Here is a 21,624-nt window from a genome sequence, read left to right as displayed (position 1 = left end):
TGTTTACTACTCGTGCAGTTTTTCCATAAACCGCTCTGGTTCTTGCAATGACTGAAATCCAAACTGCCGGTAAAGTCCATGGGCGTCTTGGGTGGCTAGTAAAACGCGGCGGATGTGGATAAGGTCAGGGTGCTGTAATAGGCATTGTAACATCCATTTTCCAAGCCCTTTTCCGCGATATGCTTCATCGACGAATACATCGCACAAATAGGCAAACGTTGCTCCGTCTGTGATCACCCTTGCAAATCCAATTTGTGTCTGTTCGTGAAAGAGAGAAAAGCATAGTGAATGTTCAATCGACTTTATTATGGTGTCGCGGCCTCTTGTTTTTGCCCAATACGATTGTGCGAGAAATTCACATACACGATCAATCTGTATTTTTGTTTGATCTGTTGAAAGAGTAAAAGGTTCTTGTATATATTCGATGATTTGAAACAAGTCCTGTTTTCTCCTCTCTAGTTTTCAATGAATTATAATCAACATGAACACAAAAGACAATATAAAAATCATGATATTTACGAGTATAAACAAAACTTGTAATATTACACTTATAAAAGAACATCCATTTTATAAACAATAATTTTATTATGTCAACAAAAGAGGGGAGAAACATGGATAAACAAGAATTAATCGACCTTCTTTCAAGCAAAATGAAGCTGATTCGCACGGAAAAGGGATATACACAAGATAAGATGGCAGAAGTATTAGGGATTTCGAAAAAAACGCTCGTCCAAATTGAAAAAGGACGGACGCAGGCAAGTTGGACGCAAGTGGTCGCTCTATGCGCATTATTCCGCGACAGCGAAATTATTGAATCGCTTCTTGGCGACACGCCACTTGAAGTGATTGAAACGGTTGCCCATGAAGAAATCGACGTGCCGAAAGGAAAAACGCTAGGTGGAAAAGTATGGTGGAAGGAAATTAAGCGGATGGGGCCGTTTCGCCTGCAGCAAAACATCATCAGCAAGCATTATCGTATTTTAGACGAGTATAATGATCGATGGTATAGCTCTTTTGATAAAGAAGAAGCATTAAAGCGGCTTGAGGAATTAGCCAAAGGAGCCATGTAAAGTTGCTTGTAACGAATCATTCCTTTTGCGCGACTAACTAGAAAAAAAGGGTGATTCGATGAAGCGAGTGTGATGTTGTTATAGAGTGTCATCTTTTTATTTTGTTTTGCGCGCCGAGAAACACCGATTGGCGCCTGTTCGTGGTTCCTCCTCGTTCACCGGCGGAAGAGTTCAGCAAAAGCTTTCGGGAGAAGTCGTGTGTACGTGTGAAACAAAAAGAAACGAACCGGGGGATGCGTGTGGTGATCTTTTCAGTCGGCCGTACGTGAAGAAGAGTGAACAAAACGCATGTTGTCGTTTATATCGGCTTTGATGAGAGGGTTGCGGATCGGGAGGGACGATCTTGTTTACGAGCATGGCGATACGGGGGCTCTGGGAATCTGCTCGCTTACGAAACCGCTGCCGCTCGCAAAATCCGATATCGATAAGTTGGGGAAAGGAAAACTGTTAATAGAGAAGGAGGCGGTAGAAGAGTTAGAGAAGCACCATCTTAGCCCGTACGTGGCCGTCATTTGTGCTATTAGTTTCGTCATGTTTGCTGATTATTTGGAGAGACGTTTACAAAAACAGTAACATCGCCGATATATACGCTGTTTTCTAAATTTAACTGATTTTTGAAGCGTCTTTCTTCTCGAAGGCCTAGTTTTTTATCGACATGAATCGCTCGTCCGTTTGTTGTCGTGATGGTAAGGGGGTCCATTCGATCATTTGTTGCATGAATGCTAATACCAAACGAGGCGATGCGGCAGAGCCGTTGTTTCTTTTTACGCTGAATTTAGTAGGCGGAGAACGATTTCATTCTCTTCGGCTACTAAAATGTGGTTCCCTGATTTGCGCATATCTAGGATGCATGGTTGTTCACGCTCGACGGTCATTTAACGTGCGTCTGAAGATTGGTTCCTAATATCGTTTTCGTGTGTGCCAATATCCCTGCAGTGTCTTTTGGAACGGAAAGGGATGATTCTTTTTTGATATTAGAAAAAAATTGAGTGAAAGGAAGATTGACATGCAGATTCGTCATGTATCTCCTCATGATTACAACGATATTATTAGTGTGTTAAATGACTGGTGGGGCGGGAGACAAATGGTTGACATGCTGCCAAAGCTCTTTTTCATTCACTTTCAAAACACTAGTTTTGTTGCCATCGAGCAAGAACAAATTATAGGCTTTTTGATTGGTTTTGTTTCCCAAACATATCCAGAGGAAGCGTATATTCATTTTGTTGGAGTTCATCCGGATTACCGGAAGAGAAAAATTGCTTCAAGGTTGTATGAGCGGTTTTTCGAAACAGTAAAAGAAAAAGGTTGCCGGCTTGTACGTTGTGTTACTTCACCTGTCAATCGTACATCAATCGCTTTTCACTCTCGCATGGGGTTTGACATTGAAAAGGGAGATCAGGAAATCGAAGGAGTTTCTGTATTCACGAATTATGATGGCAGGGGAGGCCATCGAGTGTTATTCGTCAAACATTTACAGGATGGGGGAAGAAACGGGGATGAGCGTTCCGTTAGCGCTGGCTATCAAGCTGCGAAATGAAGGGCATTTAGAACAATCAAGAGAACTTCTTTTAGATTTGGTCAAACGTTATCCGAATGATGGTGAAATTCATTTTTATTGCGGGCAAGTACATGATTCGATGGGATTGGAAAAAGAAGCGGTTGAATTTTATGAAAAAGCGGTTCGTTTAGGACTGAAAGAAGAAAGTTTAAAAGATGCATTTGTTTGTTTAGGAAGCACTTATCGCGTTTTGGGTAAGTATGACGAATCATTGGAAGTTTTAACAAAAGCACAGCAACAGTTTCCCGATTATAGGCCGGTCCAAATATTTTTAGCATTAACATTATATAGTCTGAAACGATATTCAGAGGCGATGGAAATTGTGTTAAAAAATCTAATCGATACGACTGATGATGAAGAATTGCATAGTTACCAGAGAGCTCTAAAGTATTATGCCGACCATTTAGAGTGATAATGGGCGTGGACTTTTTGTATAATTTGTTGAAGACAGGGCATAACTATCAATGAACAGACAAAAAAGGTATACCGCAGTGCAAATTCATGTCAACTGATTTCCCAAATTCCCTTACAGAAATTCTTGAAATTGTCCTGCGGTGTCAGCTCACGTAGTACAGTCAAAGAAGTAACTCATGAAGTTAATTCATTGGGCTATAGCCAAGCGGTAAGGCAACGGACTTTGACTCCGTGATGCGCTGGTTCGAATCCAGCTAGCCCAGTTCCTATAAAGGCAAGCGAATGCGCTTGGCCTTTTTCTTTTGTTTGGAAGGATTTTTGACAAAAGTGTCAAATGATATAAAAAACGGACATACAGGGAAGGGGATTGGTGTGAAAACAGCGGATTTATGCGACCAATTTTTCGAACAACTTCAAGTTTGTCAATTATCGCTACATTCTTATGGGGGAAAAAAGGAATTTTCTGGACCGATTGCCACCGTTGATGTATTCGAGGATAATGTGCTTGTGCGTCAAGCGCTTGAAACGATTCCGAAAGGATCTGTCCTCGTTGTTGATGGAAAAGGATCACGAAACTGCGCGTTATTGGGGGATCGGCTTGCGCAAATCGCCTGCGATCGCGGGCTGGCAGGTGTCATCATTCATGGCTGCATTCGCGACTCGGCTGAAATAGCGAAGATGCCGCTTGGGGTCATGGCTATCGGCACCTGTCCGGTGAAAAGCAAAAAAGAAGGAAAAGGAATGCGTGATGTTGTGCTCGAATTTGGCGGTGTGCGCTGGGAGCCGGGCGCTTATGTGTATGCCGACAGCGATGGGATCGTCATTTCGCAAACGAAGCTTTCTGAAGCAGAATGATGAAAAAAGTTGTTGACGTTTTTCGAAAATTTATAATACTATGGATAAGGAAGCTTGTTCCATTGAAAACTGAATGACTCGTCAAAGCAAGTAAGGTGCCTTTCTCATAAAGGGATAGGCTTAAAAGGGAAGCACGGTGAAAAGCCGTCACGGTACCCGCCACTGTGATGGGGAGTTTCATTGCATCATGTCACTGAAAGCAATTTTCGGGAAGACGCAATGAAATGAAGATCCTAAGTCAGGAGACCTGCCTTATTTGTTCAGACGGATACCTACGGGATTATAGGTAGACGTGCTGGGAAAAGTGTGCCTTTATATCGGTTTTTAACGGCTGTCTTATTATATGCATTTTTTCTGCACCTCTACGCATAGAGGTGCTTTTTATTTGGACGAAAAAGGAGAGGAAAAAAGTGGCGACATGGAATTTAATCGGAATGAAACATCATGTGCTTATTTGCAATGGAGGCAGTTGTATGCGAAAAGGGGGTGAGGAAGTGACAACAGCGATTCGCTCGGAAATTGAGCGTTTGGGATTGGACAGCGAAGTACATACATCTCGAACACGCTGCAACGGCCGGTGTGAAGATGCCTGTGTTGTCATCGTCTACCCTGAAGGAGTATGGTACAAAGCCATGAACGCGGAAAAGGGAAGAGAACTTGTGCAAAAACATTTGCGAGATGGTCAGCTGTTAGAAGAAGTGATGACATATCGATATGATGCGAAAAACGGGTTGACGATGTCAGAGAAATCGACTGCCCCCATTGGTGTTTTGAAAGTTTCTAGAAAGTAGAAGAAAGTAGAAAGGTGAGAAAAATGAATAAATGGAAATTAGCACTTTTGGTATGTTGTTTGAGCATTTATTTTACATTTAGCAGCTCCACATCTACGTTTGCAATGCATATCATGGAGGGATTTTTACCGGTTAAGTGGGTTATTTTTTGGTGGATCATTTTTTTACCTTTTTTTATTTTAGGACTGCGTTCTTTATTGCGTGTGACGCGTAAAAATCCTGAATTGAAGTTGCTCATGGCTCTGTCCGGAGCATTCACCTTTGTTCTTTCAGCATTAAAAATTCCGTCTGTGACGGGAAGCAGTTCTCATCCAACAGGAGTTGGGTTAGGTGCTGTTTTGTTCGGTCCGCTTGCGATGACGGTAATGGGGAGCATTGTTTTACTGTTTCAGGCGCTGTTGCTTGCTCATGGTGGGCTGACGACACTAGGTGCAAACGCTGTTTCTATGGCAGTCGTTGGTCCGTTGGTGGCTTACGGAATTTATTGCTTTGGTATGAAGACTAGTATTTCTCAACGTCTTATCATTTTCTTGGCTGCCTTTTTTTCCGATTTGGCAACCTATGTTGTCACATCATTTCAATTAGCATTAGCCTTCCCTGATGCTACTGGCGGAATTAGCGCTTCGTTTTTAAAATTTGTAGGTATTTTCGCTATCACTCAAATACCACTTGCACTTACAGAAGGACTGTTAACCGTGATTGTTTGGAATTTCCTTTGTACATATAGCCGCCATGAATTAGAACAATTGCGTAAAGGGGTGTAAAAATTGAAACGAAATGTCTTCCTTCTCCTTCTCGCTGTCATTCTTGTTGCAGCACCATTATCGTTTATTCGCCATTCTGAGTTCGGTGGCACCGATGATAAGGCAGAAAAAGCTATTCAAGCGATTGATCCAAAATATAAACCTTGGTTTGAAACGATATTTGAGCCGCCTGGTGGAGAAATAGAAACGCTGTTATTTTCAGTACAAGCAGCAATTGGAGCAGGAGTGATCGGGTATATTATCGGCGTATATAAAGGACGTGCTGGTCGAAGAGATGAAGCAAAATGATGAACCGGTTTGATACAATTGCCTACAACAATCGATTACGAAAGGTACCTCCTGAACAAAAAGTTTTCTTTTCTTTTCTTCTGCTTTTGATCGTCATGTTAGGAAATCGTGACATGCAAACCGTTATTATCATTTGGCTGGCGGTATGGATTGTTTGGTATGCGCGTGTTTCATGGCAGGTGTATGTGAAAGCGTTATTGCTTGTTTCCGCCTTTCTTTGTGTTAGTTTACCCCTTCTTATTGTTTCGATCGATCATTCTTTTCATATTTCTGTGAACAGCAGCAATATCAGTTTAGTGATCACACTATGTTTTCGATCCATTGCAGCTTGGTCGTGCCTGTTTTTTCTTCTTGTAACAACACCGTTTACAGAGTTTCTTTATACGTTAAAGCGAATGAAAGTTCCATCAATTATCATTGAGCTGTTGTTTTTAACATACCGATTTGTTTTTGTTTTTGCCCGAGCAGCCGACGAACTTCATGTTGCTATGAAAGCGCGAAGTGGTGGAAATCATTGGCGTCATGCAGCCATGCTTATATTTCAACTTATACAAAAAACATGGCTATATTATGAAGCATTATCATTTGCTTTGCGTGCCCGCAGCTTTTCTGGCGAAATCACTTATGTGCAAAAAGAAGGGGACGTGTTATGTAAACGCTATTTATTCGAAGCGATTATCGGAGTGGTTATGATTGTACTATTAGGAGTAATAGGGGGAGAGCTGTTATAAATGTTGAAATTTCAGGATGTTTATTATACGTATCCAGACGGGCAATGTGTATTAAAAGGGTTGTCACTGCATGTTCCACTTGGGAAAAAGTGCGCCCTTATTGGTCATAACGGCTGTGGGAAAACAACGTTATTTTTACATGCGAATGGATTATTGATACCGGACAGTGGTGAAGTGTATTGGAAAGGAAAGAAAATCGACTATAAACAAAAGACATTGCAGAAATGGCGGCAAGAAGTTGGTATTGTATTTCAAAATCCTGAGCATCAGCTAATCGCTCCCACCATAACAGAAGAGCTGGCATTTGGCTTGCATAACTTGCGTGTAGAAAAAAGTGTAATAAATCAGCTCCTTCAAGAAACGATGGATGATTTTTCCTTACACAAATGGAGGGACAAGCCGATCCATCATTTAAGCCTAGGACAAAAAAAGTGGCTTTCGCTCGCTTCTGTCATGATTATGAAACCAAGTTTATTAATATTAGATGAACCAACAGCGTACTTAGATCGCTTACAAGTGGAGCGTTTTATGGAAAAATTAAACGATATTCATCAAAAAGGGGTTACGGTGTTTATGGCGACGCACGATCTTGATCTCGTTTTCCAATGGGCAGATGTGGTGTTCGTTATGCACGATGGACAAATTGTGATGCAAGGGAAGCCGGAAGAAGTCTTTGTCCAAGGTGAAAGGCTAAAACAATTTCAAATTGGAGTTCCTTTGTTAGCGGCTGTATGGAACACCTTATTTCCTAATGAGCGTCGCATTCCGCGTAGCATAGAAGAAATAAAAGCAAGAATGAAAGTGTAAAAGAAAGGTGATAGAAATGAAAGGAAAGTTGTTAATCATTGGATTTGGTCCGGGAAGTGTGGATCACATGACAAAACGGGCGCGCGAAGGAATTGAAGAAAGTGACGTCATCATTGGCTATAAGACTTATGTTGAACTCGTATCGGATCTTATCACGGGAAAACAACTCATTAGCACCGGAATGACGGAGGAAGTAAGCCGTGCTCAGGAAGCAGTGAAATGGGCAGAGCGAGGTAAAAAAGTGGCGGTGATTTCCAGTGGGGACGCTGGTGTGTATGGAATGGCCGGACTTGTGTATGAAGTATTAATCGAGAAAGGATGGACGAAAGAAAGCGGCATTGAAGTGGAAGTGATTCCGGGAATTTCCGCGATCAACTCGTGTGCGTCTTTATTGGGAGCGCCGGTAATGCATGATGCATGTACGATTAGCTTAAGCGACCATTTAACTCCTTGGTCGCTCATTGAAAAGCGGATCGAAGCTGCAGCGGCTGCCAATTTTGTCATCGCTCTTTATAATCCGAAAAGCGGCAGAAGAACGCGACAAATCGCCGAAGCGCAGCGGATTTTATTACGCTATCGTTCGCCGCAAACACCTGTTGGTTTAGTGAAAAGTGCCTATCGCAAGCGCCAACAAATTGTCATTACTGATTTGGAACATATGCTTGAACACGAAATCGGGATGTTAACGACTGTCATTATCGGGAATTCATCGACATTTATCCATGACGGTTTCATGATTACTCCGCGTGGATATCAGCGAAAGTATACATTAAGTGCGCTCGAACAGCCATTAAAGCCGCATGAACGCCTACGGAAAGAAGCTGAGCCGTGGGCGTTGGACCAAAGTGAAAGAGCGCGTGCGCGAGATATTGCAGAACAAGCGTTACAAAAAATCGCTGCTCAAAACCACCAAGCAACGACTTTTGCCCCTTCAATTCTTGAAGTGGCTGTCAGTCCCGGAGTTGCCAATAAAACGTTTACTCCGAAGCAAATGATGGTGATGGCGGAAATTGTCGGCGAGGAAGGGACGATGATGTATACGCCGGACCATTATATGAAGCTAGAGATTCCCACTTCTGAGCCGGAAGAAGTCATTGCGAAGTTGAGAAGTGCTAAATTCATCGTCTTCCCTGTCGGCAATGTGTTGACATTAAAGGCGTGCGATTTTTGTGATGGAGAGAAAAAAGAAGCGATTCCGTATGCAGAAGAGTTGCAAAAACGAATTGGCGGAATATCGCTGCCAAAAGAAGTAAAGATCGGCTTTAATGGCTGCGGAATGGCTTGTTATGGTGCGGTTAGAGAGGATATTGGCATCGTATACCGAAAAGGAGCGTTTGATTTGTTTTTAGGTGGAAAGACGATAGGAAGAAACGCGCATCCAGGCCGACTTGTTGCCGAGGGAATTCCGCCTAGCGAAATCATCGATGTCGTTACCCGCGTTATCGAAGAATACAAGGAAAACGGGCATCCAAATGAACGGTTCCATAAGTTTTTTCAGAGGGTGAAACAAGTGGGGGGATTCGAATACAAGGAAGACGAAAAGGTCGTACAAATTGAAGTGCCGGCATGTGGGGAGTAGAAAGGGGGGAACTAGAATGAAAGCTATTTTATTTGTCGGGCATGGAAGCCGCGACCCGGAAGGAAATGAACAAGTTCGGCAATTTGTTGAGCGACTAAGACCGAAAATCCATCCAACTTTTTATGTAGAAACGTGTTTTTTAGAGTTTGGCTTACCAACTATCATCGAAGGAATTGAGCAATGCGTAAACGCAGGAGCTGATGAAGTGATCGTCATTCCGATTATTCTGTTAGCTGCTGGTCATTCCAAACTTCATATTCCGGCAGCTATTGATGAGGCAAAACAAAAATACCCGCATGTTACGTTGACGTACGGCCGCCCAATCGGCATTCATGAACAGACGTTTGCCATTTTAAAAACGAGATTAATAGAGATCGGTGAAAATGTCGAAGCTCCTGATAAGGAAACAGCGGTATTGCTGCTTGGACGCGGGGGAAGTGACCCTGATGCGAACAGCGATTTATACAAAATTACCCGCTTATTTTGGGAGCAAACGAACTATTCATTGGTGGAGCCAGCGTTTATGGGGGTGACTGCTCCGCTCTTGGAAGAAGGAGTAGAGCGTTGTGTGAAGTTAGGGGCTCGGAAAATCGTGATTTTACCATACTTTCTCTTTACAGGTGTTCTAATAAAGCGGCTTGAGGAAAAAATCATCCAGTTCCGTGCACAATATCCGAACATAGAATTTCAATTAGCTGGGTACTTTGGATTTCATCCAAAGCTGCAAACGATTGTGCTCGATCGTCTCGAAGAAGCGCTCGGTCAAGCGGTTAAGATGAACTGTGATGTATGTCAATATCGCCTTCATCTCGCAGAGCACCACGATCACCACCACCATCACCATTAAGTCAGAGGGAGGAAACGTTCATGATTTTGGTGTTAGCAGGAACGAGCGATGCGCGCGCGTTAGCCTTGCGAATTAAAGAAGTGGGATACCCCGTCTTAACAACGGTTGTGACAGACCATGCCGCAAATGAATTGAGGCAAGCAGGGTTAGAGGTGTATGTTGGCCGTTTAACTGCCGCTGACATGGAAGCGTTAATTCAACAACAGGATATCAAAGCGGTGGTAGATGCAAGCCATCCGTTTGCCGAAGAAGCATCGAAAAATGCAATAAGCGCCGCTCATAGTGCCAACGTTCCGTATATACGCTATGAGCGAAAGTCGCAGTCGTTTCGTTCCGAGAAATTAACCGTTGTGAAGGATTACGAAGAAGCGGCTTTGCTTGCCGCTGAAAAGAAAGGGGTCATTTTATTAACCACCGGAAGCAAAACATTGCACATTTTTGCCGAAAAGCTTCTTCATTTACCGAATGTACGTCTCATTGCTCGCATGCTTCCTCGCAAAGATAATATCGAAAAATGCGAGCAACTTGGTATTCCGCAAAAAAATATTGTTGCCATTCAAGGGCCGTTTACAAAGGAATTTAATCAAGCGCTTTTTCAACAATTTGGCGTGACGTTGCTTATTACGAAAGAAAGCGGAAAAGAGGGAGCAGTCGACGAAAAAATTGCCGCAGCTGAAGAACTTGGGATTGAGACAATTCTCATTCGTCGTCCGACACTCGACTACGGTACGGTGTATTCGGAATTTTCTGGTGTTATCACTACTCTTTATCGGCTGGTGCCACAACCAATCAATGAAAGGGGTTAAAACCGATGGATTTTCGTATGGAATTTCGGCCAATTACCGTTCAACCGCAAAAAATCGAAGAGAGAAGTTTTCAAATCATCAATGAAGAAATTGGCGAGCATTCATTTACGGAGGAACAATATCCGATTGTTCAGCGCATCATTCACGCTTCGGCAGATTTTGAGTTAGGAAAAAGTTTATTATTTCATCGAGATGCCATTCGCGCTGGAGTAGAAGCGATTCGCAGCGGCAAGGCGGTCGTGGTCGATGTGCAGATGGTTCAAGTCGGCATTAACAAATCCCGCATTGAAAAATATGGCGGGAGTGTCAACGTATATATTTCCGATCCAGACGTAGTAGAAGAGGCGAAACGTCTGAATACGACGAGAGCGATTGTCGCGATGAGAAAAGCGGTGAAAGAAGCGGAAGGAGGAATTTTTGCGATCGGCAATGCCCCGACGGCGTTGCTTGAACTCATTCGTTTAATTAAAGAAGGAGAGGCGCGCCCGGGATTAGTGATTGGTTTGCCTGTCGGCTTTGTTTCCGCAGCCGAATCGAAAGCGGAATTAGCAAAGTTAGATGTTCCGTTTATTACAAATATAGGTAGAAAAGGAGGGAGTACGGTTACTGTTGCTGCACTCAATGCACTTTCACTTTTAGCAGAGCGAGGGTAGATGATGGCAGAGAAAAAGACGCTGCGTGAAGGATACACGACAGGAGCGTGCGCGACAGCTGCAACGAAAGCGGCATTAATCGCTTTGATTACAGGCATACCGCAAACAGAGGCAACAATTTATTTGCCGATTGGGCGATTTGTCACGTTTACTGTAGAACATTGCCAGATCACCGGGAATTCGGCAACCGCTACGGTCATTAAAGATGGCGGAGACGACCCGGATGCTACACACGGTGCTGCGATTGTCGCCACCGTTTCGTGGACGGAGCAATCCGGTATTCATTTGGACGGTGGAGCAGGAGTGGGGCGTGTTACAAAACCTGGATTGCCAGTTCCGATTGGAGAAGCGGCCATCAATCCTGTTCCCCGTCAAATGATGTATGAAACCGCGCGGGACGTACTCGAGCAATACAGCATCAAAAAAGGTGTCCGCATTATCATTTCGGTTCCCAGAGGAGAAGAAATTGCGAAAAAAACCTTAAACGCCCGTCTCGGCATTATCGGTGGCATTTCCATTTTAGGAACACGCGGCATTGTTGTTCCGTTTTCAACCGCTGCTTATCGAGCGAGCATCGTTCAAGCGATTCAAGTGGCGAGAGCGAACGGGTGTGATCATGTCGTCATTACAACGGGCGGTCGAAGTGAAAAATATGCGATGCAGCAATATGCTGATCTTCCGGAAGAAGCGTTTATTGAAATGGGCGATTTCATCGGTTTCACGTTAAAACAATGCAAAAAACACGGAATCCAAAAAGTATCGATGGTCGGAATGATGGGGAAATTTTCAAAAGTCGCGCAAGGCATTATGATGGTTCATTCAAAGAGTGCCCCTGTAGATTTTCAGTTTTTAGCGTCGATTGCCGAAGAGGCTGGTGCCCCACCTGAGTTGGTGTCCAATATTAAAGAAGCGAATACCGCGTCGCAAGTCGGTGATTTCATGCAAGCGGCTGGAAATCATCTATTTTTCGAAAAACTGTGTGACTACTGCTGTTTGTCAGCGTTAAACGAAGTTGGTGGCGGGCTTGTGATAGAAACGTCGCTGTATACGATGGGCGGTCAACTTTTAGGAAAGGCGGTACGAAACGATGCAGTCGATTAAACTCATTGGAATTGGTGCGGATGGGAAAGCAAATTTACCTTCCCTTTATGAACGTTGGATTGATGAGAGTGAAGTATTGATTGGCGGGGAGCGTCATTTAGAGTTTTTCCCTGACTATCAAGGTGAAAAAGTCATTATTCAAGGCGGCCTTTCGTCGCTTGTCGACCGGTTGCGCCATGAAACAAAGCGCACCGTCATTTTAGCTTCTGGCGATCCGATGTTTTACGGGATTGGCAGCTATTTATCTAGCAAAATTCCGATAGAAGTGTATCCATCGGTCAGTTCGGTTCAATGGGCGTTTGCGAAAATGGGAGAGAAATGGCAAGATGCGTATTTTGTCAGCCTCCACGGTCGAAGTATAAAGGGACTGGCACAACGGATTGATGGACGCGAAACGGTCGCGATATTGACCGATTACACGAATTCACCGAATGAGATTGCGAAGTATTTGCTTTCGTATGGGATGACCGAATACCGGGCCTTTGTCGGCGAAAACTTAGGGGGAGCGGATGAACGCTGCCGCTACTTTGAATTAGAAGACATGATTCAAGCAGAATTCTCACCATTAAATGTTGTCGTTTTGAAAAAAACGAAAAACGGACCTTTTTGGATATTAGGCATTGATGATGAGGAGTTTTTACAGCGGAAACCAGAACAAGGGTTAATTACGAAAAAAGAAATTCGTGTGCTCAGCATAAGCGCGCTTCGTCTCCGTGAAGACAGTGTTGTTTGGGATATCGGAACATGCACTGGATCGGTGGCAATTGAAGCGGCCAAAATTGCGCGCGAAGGAGCGGTATTTGCCATTGAAAAAAATGCCCATGATATTGAGATTTGCAAGGAAAATCTAAAAAAATTTCGCGTCGATATCACGCTTGTGCATGGAAAAGCCCCTGATCATTTACACGAATTCCTTGAACCTGATGCGATTTTTATCGGAGGGACATCAGGGGAAATGGGAGCGTTGCTTGATGTCTGCTGCCAGCGCTTAAAGAGAAATGGCCGTATTGTGATCAATGCTGTTACGATCGAAACATTATCGCAGGCGGTAGAGGGGCTCAAACAACGAGGATTTTACGTAGACATTACTCTCGCGCAAATTTCAAGAAGCAAGCCGATTTTGCAGCTAACAAGATTTGCATCACTGAATCCGATTTACATCATCACTGCAAAGAGAGAGGGAGACGAATGATAGGAACATTATACGGTGTCGGCGTCGGCCCGGGCGACCCAGAGCTGATGACGGTTAAAGCGTTTCGAAGATTAAAAGAAGCGGCAGTGATTGCTTATCCAAAGAAGCAACGCGGCAGCAAAAGCTACGCCCAACAAATTGTTGAAGCATATTTTTCACCAGCGGAAAAAGAGATGCTCGGACTTGTGTTTCCGATGACAAAAGATGTGAATGTGCTTGCGGAAAAATGGAGTGAAACGGTGGACGCTATATGGGAACAATTGCGCATTGGGAAAGATGTCGCCTTTGTCACAGAGGGTGATCCGCTTTTATATAGCACGTTCATTCATTTAATGCGGATGATGCAAGAGCGCTATCCCGACGCTCGCATCGAAGTGGTTCCAGGTGTTTCATCCGTTAATGCCGCTGCGGCTAGATTGCAGCTTCCGCTTGCCGATGGCGATGAGCATGTGGCGATTATTCCGGCGTGCGATGATTATGAAACAATGAAAAAAGCGATTGAAGATCATGATTGTGTGGTCTTTATTAAAGTTGCTAAAGTGATCGATACAATGATTCGCCTTTTACGCGAACTCAATTTATTACAGAACGCCGCTGTCGTTACGAAAGTCACCTCAAATGAAGAAATCATTTGGAATGTCGAGCAACTCGAAGGGGCTGAACTGGAATATCTAACACTAATGGTGGTGAGAAAATGAAAGTATATATCATCGGAGCGGGCCCGGGCGACCCGGATTTAATCACGGTCAAAGGATTGAAACTGCTAGAGGAGGCGGATGCGATTTTTTACACCGATTCTCTCGTGAATGACCAGTTAGTGCACCGTGCGAAACCGGAAGCGGAAATCGTTCCGACCGCCGGCATGCATTTAGAAGAAATCGTGACTGAAATAGTAGAAAGAGTGAGAGAAGGAAAAACGGTCGTGCGTCTTCATACGGGCGATCCGTCTATTTATGGAGCGACGCTGGAGCAAATATCTCTATTAAAAAAGCAAGGAATCAACGTCGAAATTGTTCCCGGAGTGAGCTCTGTATTTGCCGCTGCTGCTGTTGCACAGGCGGAATTGACCGTTCCTGATTTGACGCAAACGGTCATTTTAACACGAGCAGAAGGACGAACGCCGGTTCCTGAGCGGGAAAAGTTAGAAGAGTTAGCAAAACACCATTGTACATTAGCGCTTTTTTTAAGTGCGACCTTAACGAAAAAAGTGAAAAGCGCTTTGCAGGCGGCTGGTTGGAGCGATGACACTCCTGTTGTTGTCGTTTACAAAGCGACATGGCCCGATCAAAAAATTGTTCGTTCCACGGTCGGGACGCTAGATGAAGATATGAGAACAAACGGAATTCGGAAACACGCCTTGATTTTAGCTGGATGGGCGCTTGATTCATCCATTGCCGAGCGCAATTATCGCTCGAAGCTGTACGATAAAACGTTCACACACGGATATCGGCGGGGGGAGAAATAAGGTGTATGCCGTTGTTGCTATTACAAAACACGGAGTGGACATTGCACGTAAAGTGGGAGAACAGTTGCCGAACGCTCACGTGTATTACACAAATAAATTTGCAAGAGGAGACGAAGCGGAAAAAGGCATTCATGTATTTGAAGGGAATGTTCGCTTGCTGTTGCCGTCTCTGTTTCAGACCTATCGCGGACTCGTTCTCATTATTTCACTTGGCGCGGTCGTTCGCATGATTGCCCCGCTATTGAAGGATAAAAAGACAGATCCGGCCGTTGTTGTTGTTGACGATAAAGGCGAGCATGTCATTAGCGTTCTTTCCGGGCATCTCGGCGGCGCCAACGAACTAACGCGACAAGTAGCCGCTCTATTACAAGCTCGTCCTGTCATTACAACCGCTTCCGATGTACAAAAAACGATTGCCGTTGATTTATTTGGCCGACAATTCGGCTGGGTATGGGAATCGGATGAAAAGCTGACTCCTGTGAGCGCTGCGGTGGTGAATGAACAAAACGTTGCCGTTGTCCAAGAATCGGGAGAGCGAGAATGGTGGAACTATGATACACCATTGCCGAGCCATATTTGCGTCTATTCTTCTATTCCAGAAGCATTAGCAGAAAAGCCAGACGCTGCCCTCGTTGTTACCCACCGTTTATTATCGAAAGAAGAAGAAGCGATTTTACAAAATGGTGTGCTGTACCGTCCGAAAGTGATTGTGCTGGGCATTGGCTGCAATCGCGGTACATCGGCTGAAGAAATCGAAGCAGTCATTGACGAAACGTTAGCGGAACTTCGCTTTTCAGGCAAAAGTGTCAAAGCGGTATGCACGATTGCGTTAAAAAAGGACGAGCCGGGGCTACTCGAAGTTGTGCGAAAGTATGGATGGGAATTTGTGTATTATTCACCAGAAGAGCTCAATCATGTGCACATGGAACAACCTTCAGAAACGGTTTTTCGCTATACGGGGGCTTACGGAGTGAGCGAACCTGCGGCAAAGTTATATAGCGGTGCTGAGAATCTGGAACTTGTTAAGAAAAAATCAGGCAATGTAACGATTTCCGTTGCACTGCTGAGACATTAAGGGGGAGGCAATATGCGAAGAATCGTCATCGCTGGTACGGGGAGTGGCGTCGGAAAAACGACTGTGACGATCGGCATTATGGCGGCATTAAAGCAAAAAGGTTATATCGTGCAAGGATTTAAATGCGGTCCGGACTATATCGACCCGACTTACCATACAGCGGTAACAGGACGGCCATCGCGCAATCTCGATAGCTGGATGGTCGGACACGAAGCGGTCAAAGACATTTGTGCCAGAGGATGTGAAGGAGCCGACATTGCCGTTATTGAAGGGGTCATGGGGCTGTTTGATGGAAAACGGCCAACGACGAATGAAGGAACGACCGCGGAAATTAGTGTTCTTACGCAAAGCCCTGTTTTATTAGTCGTGGATTGTGCCGGGATGGCCCGGAGCGCAGCGGCGATTGTCCGAGGTTTTCAGTGGTTTGATGAGCGTGTTCGCATTGCCGGAGTCATCGCCAACCGCGTTGGCAGCGAAGGACATTTTCGCTTGCTGAAAACAGCCATTGAACAAGAATGCGGCATTCCGGTCATCGGTTTTCTGAAAAAGGAGGATTCATTGCGCATCCCTGAACGGCACTTAGGATTAATTCCATCGGTTGAGCGGGGGGAGCTTGATGAGTTTTTTGCTCAACTAGGAGAGCTTGTCACAAAGACGGTAGATGTAGAAGCATTGCTTGAATTAGCCGAAGCTCCGAAACTGCAAGTCCAGCGTTCTTTTTTGCCGACGAACAAAATGTATGATGTGCGCCTCGCCGTTGCCAAAGATTCTGCGTTTCATTTTTACTATCCGGAAAATTTAGAGCTTCTTGAAGCGTACGGGGCAGAGCTTGTCTTTTTTTCTCCGCTTCATGGTGAGCCGCTTCCGGAGCGGGTACACGGTTTATATATTGGCGGCGGATTTCCGGAAGAGTTTGCCAAAGAATTATCTCAACAACAAGAAGTGAAGCAGTCGATTAAAGCCGCTATTGAGCGTGGGCTTCCGACGTTAGCGGAGTGCGGAGGATTTATGTTTTTAACGGAAGGCATTGAAACGACGGATGGAGAGTATTATGACATGGTTGGTGTCATTCCAGGGAACGTAAAAATGCACCATAAGTTAGTGGCGCTTGGCTATCGTGAAGTGAAAGGAGAACAGGGAAACTTTTTACTTTCGGAAGGTCTGCAAGCAAGGGGACATGAATTTCATTATTCAACGTTTGAAGCGAGGAAAGCAATCGATTTTGCCTACGAAACAACGGGCCTACGCGGCACAAGAAAAGACGGATATATGAACGAAAATGTTGTGGCAGGCTATGTTCATTTTCATTTTGCTTCCTGTCCAGAGATGGTGGAATGCTGGCTTGAACGGTGTAAGAAGGTGAAGGAAAATGGTTAAAGCGTTGCCCATCATGTTTCAAGGGACGCATTCCGATGCGGGAAAAAGCATCATCGCAACTGCCTTTTGCCGCATTTTTGCGCAAAGCGGATGGAAAACGGCCCCCTTTAAATCGCAAAACATGTCGCTCAATTCCTATGTGACGGTTGATGGGAAAGAAATTGGCCGTGCCCAAGGAATTCAAGCGGAAGCGGCAGGCGTTGTCGCGACAACGGATATGAATCCGATTTTAATTAAGCCAAGCCGTGATAATGAAGCGCAAATTATTGTACACGGAAGGCCGTACGGAAATATGAAAGCTTTTGCTTACCGTAATGAATTTTTTGCAACGGGCTTGCAAATGATCCGACAATCACTGGACGTCTTAATGAATGAGTACGAACGTCTTGTTATTGAAGGGGCAGGAAGCCCTGCGGAAATTAATTTAAACGACCGCGAACTTGTCAACATGCGTGTAGCCCGGATGGCGAATGCCCCAGTCATTTTAATCGGCGATATCGAACGCGGCGGCGTGTTTGCCAGCCTTGTCGGCACGCTTCAATTATTGGAGCCGGAAGATCGCAAGCGGGTGATTGGTGTGATTATTAATAAATTTCGCGGTGATCTTTCTCTGTTACAACCGGGATTAGACTGGTTTGAACAATATACCGGAGTTCCGGTGTTAGGTGTCGTTCCGTATTTGCCAAACTTACATATCGATGCCGAAGATTCGGTCAGCTTGGATCAAGTCTCGACTACCGTCAATCCCGACAAAGAAATCGATATTGCAGTGATTCGTTATCCGAAAATATCGAATTTCACGGATGTTGATCCGTTTTTTATCGAGCCGGATTGTCATATTCGTTTTGTGACCACCGCCGATCAGCTCGGACAACCCGACCTTCTCATTTTGCCGGGAAGTAAAAATACGATTGAAGATTTGCTTTATGTCAAAGAAAGCGGGCTAGCGAAGAAAATCTTCCATTTGTATGAAACTAGTAACGTGACCATCGTTGGCATTTGCGGCGGATATCAAATGTTAGGCCACCGCATCAGCGACCCGTTTGGCGTGGAAACCCCGCTGCAACAGACGGATGGATTGCGGTTGCTGCCAATTGAAACGACGTTGAAGCGGGAAAAAACGACAGTTCTCTCTGAAGGTGTATTGATGTTTGCAGGTGAACGATTTCATGTGAAAGGATACGAAATTCATATGGGACGTTCGCACGCGCTTGATGGCTACGTCCCACTTATTGATGTCAATGGGAGGAGTGAAGGAAGCCAAAGCGAAGACGAGTGCATCATCGGCACGTATTTTCACGATGTGTTTCATAACGATGCCTTTCGCGAAGCGTTATTAAACGAGATTCGCCGACGAAAAGGGATTATGCCCATTTACGGACGTAAGTCATTTCGCACGTTGCGTGAGCAAGCTTTCGATCGACTTGCTGACCATGTAAAGCGCCATGTCCGAGTCGAGGAGATTGAGCGGAAAATGGCCGAGTTTCAAAAGGAGGGAAGGTAATGTTTACTATTCCAGCGTTACATAAAGAAATCGGGAAAGAAGTAAGTGCCTATGTCGACCAGCTAACGAAGCCAGTCGGCAGCCTTGGTCGCTTAGAACAGTTAGCGATTGAACTAGCGGAAATGACGTCCTCTTCGTTTCCGACAGTGACTCCACCAGGTGTGCTTGTGTTTGCAGCCGATCATGGTGTTGTGAAAGAAGGGGTATCTGCGTTTCCACAAGAAGTGACAGCGCAAATGGTCATGAATTTTGTAAACGGCGGTGCAGCCATTAACGTATTCAGCAGGCAAATCGGCGCAACGTTTGCGGTTGTAGATGTTGGGGTAGCAACCGATATCCAAAGCGAAGAAGTCATCCATCAGAAAATAAGATATGGAACGAACAATTTCTGTGAAAAAGAAGCGATGAGTAAAGAAGAAGCAGAGAAATCAATTTTGGTTGGATACGAACAAGCAAACGAGATGATCAAACAGGGAATTCGCTGTCTTATTGTTGGTGAAATAGGCATTGGCAATACAACGACAAGCAGTGCCATTCTTGCGGTATTAAGCAAAAAAGAAGTAGAACAGCTTGTCGGAGGAGGCACGGGTATTGCAGAAGAAAAAATCGTTCATAAACGACAGGTGATTCGGCGTGCATTGATGCTTCATGCCCCGAATCCTTCCGATCCGATAGAGATTTTAGAGAAAATCGGTGGATTGGAAATTGCGGCGATGACAGGAGCGATGCTAGCGGCAGCTGAAAAGCGCATCCCGATCCTTATCGACGGATTCATTTGTACCGTTGCTGCGCTGCTGGCGAAACTCATTCATCCATGTGTCGTTGATTATATGATTCTTGGCCATCGTTCAAAAGAAATCGGTCATAAAGTCGCGATTGAACTGTTAGGAAAAAAGCCGCTTATTGATTTAGGCTTGCGGCTTGGAGAAGGAAGCGGAGCTGCAGTTGCGTTTCCACTTTTACAATTTGCAACGAATATGGTGCGGGAAATGGCGACGTTTACTTCGGCACATGCGTCAAATTCAGTGGAAGCAGGAGGAAAGCATGGATGAACAGTGGAAAAGTATATTTAGTAGGGGCAGGTCCAGGTGACGAAAAGCTTATTACCCTCTATGGAATGGAATGCATTCAAAAAGCGGATGTCATCGTTTATGATCGGTTAATCAATCGAAACTTATTGAAGTATGCAAAGGACGGAGCGGAGTTGATTTATTGCGGAAAAGAGCCAGGGAACCATGCGTTGATTCAAGAAACGATCCATGCGTTGTTAGTCGAAAAAGCGAAGCAAGGAAACATCGTGACAAGATTAAAAGGAGGAGATCCGTGTGTATTCGGCCGAGCGGGCGAAGAAGCGGAAGTGCTCGCGCAGCACGCAATTCCATTTGAAATCGTTCCAGGAGTCACCGCAGGAATTGCTGCCGCTGCCTATGCGGGCATTCCTGTTACCCATCGAGATTATGCTGCTTCGTTAACCATCGTGACAGGCCATGGTCGGCGGGAAAAAGGGGAAGATCGCTTGCATTGGGAGGGGCTTGCGAAAGGAAGCGATACGATTGCGTTTTATATGGGAGTCGGGAACTTGCCATATATTTGCCAACAACTCATCCAATACGGCAAATCTTCCGATACGAAAGTGGCTGTCATTGAATGGGGGACGACAGAGCGGCAACGAACAGTCGTAGGGACGTTACAAGATATTGAAGAAAAAGTGAAAAAAGCCTGTCTTTCTCATCCCTCGATTATCCTTGTCGGAGAAGTTGTCAAGTTACGGGAGAAAATCAAATGGTTTCCGGAAGCGTATTGTTTAGAAGGTGAGACGGTTGAGTCAATATAAAGGACGAGTCATTGTATATACAGGGGACGGAAAAGGAAAAACGACCGCCGCCCTTGGACTTGCTTTGCGAGCGGCGGGAAGAGGAAAAAAGGTCGCCATTATTCAATTTATTAAATCACCACAACGCACGTATGGTGAGCACATCGTGTGTGAAAAATTAAGCATCGAAATGCATCAAATGGGCGCCGGATTTACGTGGACGAAAACGCCCGAAGAACATCGCCAAGCATTGAAAAACGCATGGAGCTTGGCAAAAGAGAAAGTATTATCCGGGCAATATGATCTCATCGTATTAGATGAATTGAACAATGTGCTGGCGATTGACCGCTTTTCGGTCGATGATATTGTTTCGATCAATGATGTCATTCAATTGATTCAAACGCGTCCTCCTCAGCTTCATCTCGTCATTACCGGCCGTTCGGCAAAAAAAGAATTGATTGCTCTTGCCGATATTGTCACAGAAATGAAGCTTGTGAAACATGACTATCAAGAGGGGATTTGCGCTATGAAAGGTATTGAATTTTAGTGAAACTACTTCGTTCGTGCAATAAAATGTTCATTTTTAATCATATAAATCAGTTTTGTCGTTTTGTGATTTATTTCGCTTATTGCCTTTGCTGTTATCACCGCTTATCGTTTCGGTAGCGAACAACGACTGATTTTGTGTTGGCGAATTTTGATTTTTGCTTCCTTTATTATATTTTTTTGTCATACCTAACGTCCTTTCTTCATCAAATTTTAGAAAAAAGTAGGAAGATGATGATTTAAAATGCTTGTCGCGTCGCCGTCGGTATTGGCACGAATATATCGTTCTCCGTCTCTTTAGGCCAACATATTTCCCCGGGCAATCGTGCCGTTTTCACCTTTTATTAACGCTTTTTGGTACGATAACACACGACCGCTTGAAGTGTTG

General features: G+C 44.6%; 26 protein-coding genes, 1 tRNA gene and 1 riboswitch. Of the genes, 25 read left to right on the top strand and 2 right to left on the bottom strand.

All coding sequences use genetic code 11. From position 1 onward, the window contains the following. Positions 1 to 6: 6 nt before the first annotated feature. Positions 7 to 438, bottom strand: coding sequence for a GNAT family N-acetyltransferase (locus HNR31_RS13165; RefSeq protein WP_181556690.1), 432 nt, complete (start codon positions 436 to 438; stop codon positions 7 to 9). 173 nt (positions 439 to 611) lie between these two features. Here HNR31_RS13165 and HNR31_RS13160 point away from each other — a divergent pair, with 173 nt between their 5' ends. The 25 genes from HNR31_RS13160 (at position 612) to cobO (ending at position 21,237) form a co-directional block, all read left to right on the top strand. After that, positions 612 to 1,070, top strand: coding sequence for a helix-turn-helix domain-containing protein (locus tag HNR31_RS13160; protein ID WP_181556689.1), 459 nt, complete (start codon positions 612 to 614; stop codon positions 1,068 to 1,070). A 288-nt stretch (positions 1,071 to 1,358) separates the two neighbouring features. Beyond that, entirely contained in the window at positions 1,359 to 1,643 is a 285-nt protein-coding gene (locus tag HNR31_RS13155) for a hypothetical protein (protein WP_181556688.1), read from the top strand. Positions 1,644 to 2,076: 433 nt separating this feature from the next. Next, a complete protein-coding gene (locus HNR31_RS13150; protein ID WP_181556687.1) occupies positions 2,077 to 2,607 on the top strand; it encodes a GNAT family N-acetyltransferase in 531 nt (176 codons plus the stop codon). Next, entirely contained in the window at positions 2,567 to 3,040 is a 474-nt protein-coding gene (locus HNR31_RS13145) for a tetratricopeptide repeat protein (protein ID WP_181556686.1), read from the top strand. Before HNR31_RS13150 ends, HNR31_RS13145 begins: the two co-directional genes overlap by 41 nt. A gap of 193 nt (positions 3,041 to 3,233) precedes the next feature. Continuing rightward, a tRNA-Gln gene (locus HNR31_RS13140) sits at positions 3,234 to 3,305 on the top strand. Positions 3,306 to 3,414: 109 nt separating this feature from the next. Beyond that, complete coding sequence (rraA, locus tag HNR31_RS13135) at positions 3,415 to 3,897, top strand: ribonuclease E activity regulator RraA (RefSeq protein ID WP_181556741.1); 483 nt, start codon at positions 3,415 to 3,417, stop codon at positions 3,895 to 3,897. Positions 3,898 to 3,973: 76 nt separating this feature from the next. Further along, a riboswitch (cobalamin riboswitch) is annotated at positions 3,974 to 4,166 on the top strand. 141 nt (positions 4,167 to 4,307) lie between these two features. Further along, positions 4,308 to 4,688: a (2Fe-2S) ferredoxin domain-containing protein gene (locus tag HNR31_RS13130; RefSeq protein ID WP_181556685.1), complete on the top strand. Its 381-nt coding sequence runs from the start codon at positions 4,308 to 4,310 to the stop codon at positions 4,686 to 4,688. A 23-nt stretch (positions 4,689 to 4,711) separates the two neighbouring features. Beyond that, entirely contained in the window at positions 4,712 to 5,452 is a 741-nt protein-coding gene (locus HNR31_RS13125; protein WP_181556684.1) for an energy-coupling factor ABC transporter permease, read from the top strand. A 3-nt stretch (positions 5,453 to 5,455) separates the two neighbouring features. Continuing rightward, the gene (locus HNR31_RS13120; protein ID WP_181556683.1) at positions 5,456 to 5,740 is read left to right on the top strand and encodes an energy-coupling factor ABC transporter substrate-binding protein; all 285 of its coding nucleotides are present in this window, start codon (positions 5,456 to 5,458) and stop codon (positions 5,738 to 5,740) included. Further along, positions 5,740 to 6,471, top strand: coding sequence for a cobalt ECF transporter T component CbiQ (gene cbiQ, locus HNR31_RS13115; protein ID WP_233414590.1), 732 nt, complete (start codon positions 5,740 to 5,742; stop codon positions 6,469 to 6,471). Before HNR31_RS13120 ends, cbiQ begins: the two co-directional genes overlap by 1 nt. Continuing rightward, positions 6,472 to 7,278 (top strand): energy-coupling factor ABC transporter ATP-binding protein, encoded by an 807-nt coding sequence (locus HNR31_RS13110; RefSeq protein WP_181556681.1) that lies wholly within the window; start codon positions 6,472 to 6,474, stop codon positions 7,276 to 7,278. A gap of 16 nt (positions 7,279 to 7,294) precedes the next feature. Next, complete coding sequence (gene cobJ / locus HNR31_RS13105; RefSeq protein WP_181556680.1) at positions 7,295 to 8,857, top strand: precorrin-3B C(17)-methyltransferase; 1,563 nt, start codon at positions 7,295 to 7,297, stop codon at positions 8,855 to 8,857. 16 nt (positions 8,858 to 8,873) lie between these two features. Next, positions 8,874 to 9,704, top strand: a complete 831-nt coding sequence (locus tag HNR31_RS13100; RefSeq protein WP_181556679.1) for a sirohydrochlorin chelatase — start codon at positions 8,874 to 8,876, stop codon at positions 9,702 to 9,704. Positions 9,705 to 9,724: 20 nt separating this feature from the next. Next, on the top strand, positions 9,725 to 10,510 hold the full coding sequence (gene cobK, locus HNR31_RS13095) for a precorrin-6A reductase (RefSeq protein WP_181556678.1): 786 nt from the start codon (positions 9,725 to 9,727) through the stop codon (positions 10,508 to 10,510). Between the two features lie 5 nt (positions 10,511 to 10,515). Beyond that, entirely contained in the window at positions 10,516 to 11,163 is a 648-nt protein-coding gene (locus HNR31_RS13090) for a precorrin-8X methylmutase (RefSeq protein WP_181556677.1), read from the top strand. Between the two features lie 3 nt (positions 11,164 to 11,166). Then, complete coding sequence (locus tag HNR31_RS13085) at positions 11,167 to 12,264, top strand: cobalt-precorrin-5B (C(1))-methyltransferase (protein ID WP_181556676.1); 1,098 nt, start codon at positions 11,167 to 11,169, stop codon at positions 12,262 to 12,264. Continuing rightward, positions 12,251 to 13,456 (top strand): precorrin-6y C5,15-methyltransferase (decarboxylating) subunit CbiE, encoded by a 1,206-nt coding sequence (gene cbiE, locus HNR31_RS13080; RefSeq protein WP_181556675.1) that lies wholly within the window; start codon positions 12,251 to 12,253, stop codon positions 13,454 to 13,456. The genes HNR31_RS13085 and cbiE overlap by 14 nt, the downstream gene beginning before the upstream one ends. Continuing rightward, the gene (gene cobI, locus HNR31_RS13075) at positions 13,453 to 14,154 is read left to right on the top strand and encodes a precorrin-2 C(20)-methyltransferase (RefSeq protein ID WP_181556674.1); all 702 of its coding nucleotides are present in this window, start codon (positions 13,453 to 13,455) and stop codon (positions 14,152 to 14,154) included. The genes cbiE and cobI overlap by 4 nt, the downstream gene beginning before the upstream one ends. Next, positions 14,151 to 14,921: a precorrin-4 C(11)-methyltransferase gene (gene cobM / locus HNR31_RS13070; protein ID WP_181556673.1), complete on the top strand. Its 771-nt coding sequence runs from the start codon at positions 14,151 to 14,153 to the stop codon at positions 14,919 to 14,921. Before cobI ends, cobM begins: the two co-directional genes overlap by 4 nt. Before the next feature lies 1 nt (position 14,922). After that, positions 14,923 to 15,996 (top strand): cobalt-precorrin 5A hydrolase, encoded by a 1,074-nt coding sequence (locus tag HNR31_RS13065; protein WP_181556672.1) that lies wholly within the window; start codon positions 14,923 to 14,925, stop codon positions 15,994 to 15,996. A 12-nt stretch (positions 15,997 to 16,008) separates the two neighbouring features. Further along, entirely contained in the window at positions 16,009 to 17,373 is a 1,365-nt protein-coding gene (locus HNR31_RS13060) for a cobyrinate a,c-diamide synthase (protein WP_181556671.1), read from the top strand. Continuing rightward, positions 17,366 to 18,877 (top strand): cobyric acid synthase, encoded by a 1,512-nt coding sequence (locus tag HNR31_RS13055; protein ID WP_181556670.1) that lies wholly within the window; start codon positions 17,366 to 17,368, stop codon positions 18,875 to 18,877. The genes HNR31_RS13060 and HNR31_RS13055 overlap by 8 nt, the downstream gene beginning before the upstream one ends. Further along, positions 18,877 to 19,929: a nicotinate-nucleotide--dimethylbenzimidazole phosphoribosyltransferase gene (cobT, locus tag HNR31_RS13050; RefSeq protein WP_181556669.1), complete on the top strand. Its 1,053-nt coding sequence runs from the start codon at positions 18,877 to 18,879 to the stop codon at positions 19,927 to 19,929. The genes HNR31_RS13055 and cobT overlap by 1 nt, the downstream gene beginning before the upstream one ends. Beyond that, a complete protein-coding gene (cobA, locus tag HNR31_RS13045; RefSeq protein ID WP_181556668.1) occupies positions 19,926 to 20,711 on the top strand; it encodes a uroporphyrinogen-III C-methyltransferase in 786 nt (261 codons plus the stop codon). The genes cobT and cobA overlap by 4 nt, the downstream gene beginning before the upstream one ends. Further along, positions 20,689 to 21,237, top strand: coding sequence for a cob(I)yrinic acid a,c-diamide adenosyltransferase (gene cobO, locus HNR31_RS13040; RefSeq protein ID WP_181556667.1), 549 nt, complete (start codon positions 20,689 to 20,691; stop codon positions 21,235 to 21,237). Before cobA ends, cobO begins: the two co-directional genes overlap by 23 nt. A 36-nt stretch (positions 21,238 to 21,273) precedes the next feature. Here the strand turns inward: cobO and HNR31_RS18445 are convergent, their stop codons facing one another. After that, positions 21,274 to 21,423, bottom strand: a complete 150-nt coding sequence (locus HNR31_RS18445) for a hypothetical protein (protein WP_220129525.1) — start codon at positions 21,421 to 21,423, stop codon at positions 21,274 to 21,276. Between the last annotated feature and the right edge of the window lie 201 nt (positions 21,424 to 21,624).

The organism is Thermaerobacillus caldiproteolyticus, from assembly GCF_013761245.1.
Lineage (GTDB): Bacteria > Bacillota > Bacilli > Bacillales > Anoxybacillaceae > Thermaerobacillus > Thermaerobacillus caldiproteolyticus.
The sequence above is the reverse complement of the archived record's forward strand: the minus strand, read 5'-3'. Positions and strand labels throughout refer to the sequence as shown.